1 protein-coding gene is annotated in these 1,651 nt (G+C 64.0%); it reads right to left on the reverse strand.

Annotated features, from left to right (window positions below; translation table 11 throughout):
• Nucleotides 1-14: 14 nt before the first annotated feature.
• Nucleotides 15-1,409, reverse strand: a complete 1,395-nt coding sequence (locus AB0C16_RS39975) for an IS4 family transposase (protein ID WP_357691350.1) — start codon at nucleotides 1,407-1,409, stop codon at nucleotides 15-17.
• Between the last annotated feature and the right edge of the window lie 242 nt (nucleotides 1,410-1,651).

The following is a 1,651-nucleotide window of genomic DNA, read 5'->3' on the forward strand; positions in this document are numbered from 1 at the left end:
GCAATGCCGGTGAGTTAAGGCATTTGTGCTGGTGAGAGCGCTTTTCTTAAGATTGTGATCTTGTAGCTGGCCTTGGTGGCTGGTTGCGCAGTGTCACGCTTCTTGGTTGGAAAGGTGTTCTTGGCCGGCTTCTTGACACGCTCGCACTGACGGTCTCGACGTCGTGGAAGCAGGTCGTCGACGATGTCGCGGACGGCGTCGCGTCGGGCTTGGGCGGGTTCTGCTGATGCGCTGACAGCGTGGTCGCGAGCGACGCGGACCGTCACAGTGAAGGAGATGCGGTCCGGGTCGATGCCGATGGTCAGGGCCGCCTCGCACTTCAGCGAGCACAGCGCCTGGTAGACGGTGAGCAGCGCGAACAGCTCCTGGCAGACGAGTTCGGGAAGCTTGGAGCGCAGAATGAACGCGGCTCCGCGGAGCCGCGTCTTGAATTCGCCATAACCGTTCTCGATCTCCCAGCGCTCGTGATAGACGGCTGCGATTTCGGCTGCGGGTGCTTGCTCGTGATTGAGAAGGGTCGTGACCAGGCGGAACGGTTCGGTCCTCGTGCGGCCGTCCGAGGTTTTGATCGTGATCGTGTATTCGATGATGCGGACGAGGTGGCCGTGCGGTGTCCGCCCCAGGCTGTGGCCGCGCGCTCTAGCGGCGCCGTGCCGCAGGTTCTCGGCCGGGGTGGGCATGATGGACAGGTACGACCCGTCCGGCAGGATCTCGACGGGAGGGAACACCAAGTTCTTCTTGATCCGCCAAAGCATGTCGGATCCGGTCGCGGCGACCATGCCCCACAGTTCATAGCCGGCGAAGTTCCGGTCGGCCAGCAGGAGCATGCCCGCGTCAAGCGCGTGCAGGAGTCTGCGCGCGAGCTTGTGCTCGCTGGCCTTGGTGACACCGTCGAAGGCGGCGTCGATCAGTGCATGGGTGCCGCATTCGATCAGCGCCAGTAACCGGACCTGCGGATTGCCGCCCTGCGTGACCCCGAACTCGGCCGCGTTCTCGGGAGTGTCGGCCGCGTCTAGGCCGGTGCCGTCCCAAGCAACCAGGCGAAGCCCGAACGCGAAAGCTTCCTTCGTACTCGCGCTGGCCAGCGGCCCGCGCCGCAGATCGAACAGCAACTCAAGAGGCTTGGACCCGAGCCGCTGCCTGGCCCTGGTCAGCGCCGAGCTGGTCGGCAACGTCAGCCCGTGCAGATGCCGCAGGCCGTTGGTGAGCCACCTCATCACCGATCGATATCCCGGCGGTGCCGCGCTGTCGGCGCTGCTGAACAGGCACAATCCCAAAACGAAGTACACCACCGCCCGCGCGGGCAGCAGCCGGTGCCGCTTTTCGCGGCAGCCCGACAACTCGACGACCTCATCGACGAACTCCGGCGGGATCTCCTTGGTCAGGATCCCGAGTCCGACCGAGGACATCGGCCGATCCGGTGGCCTCTCAACGGATGATCTGGGCGTGACAAACTGAGCGAGCAACGAAGCTCCTCGGAAGGACAATAAAGCGATCTTGGTCGACCGCTGTCCTATCGAGGGCTTCGTTGCCTAAGGGCGCCAACGCACTATCCGTCACCGAATCGCGACGATAGGCACCCAGGCCAGCCACGCTCGACGCCAGCGAAAGCGCTCGCTACCTGCAGAAATGCCTTAACTCACCGGCATTG

Source organism: Nonomuraea sp. NPDC048916 (assembly GCF_040649575.1).
GTDB lineage: Bacteria > Actinomycetota > Actinomycetes > Streptosporangiales > Streptosporangiaceae > Nonomuraea.

What these genes read in the sequence shown, in the direction of transcription:
- AB0C16_RS39975 (WP_357691350.1), bottom strand. Translation starts at nt 1,409, where the DNA reads ATGTCCTCGGTCGGACTCGGGATCCTGACCAAGGAGATCCCGCCGGAG.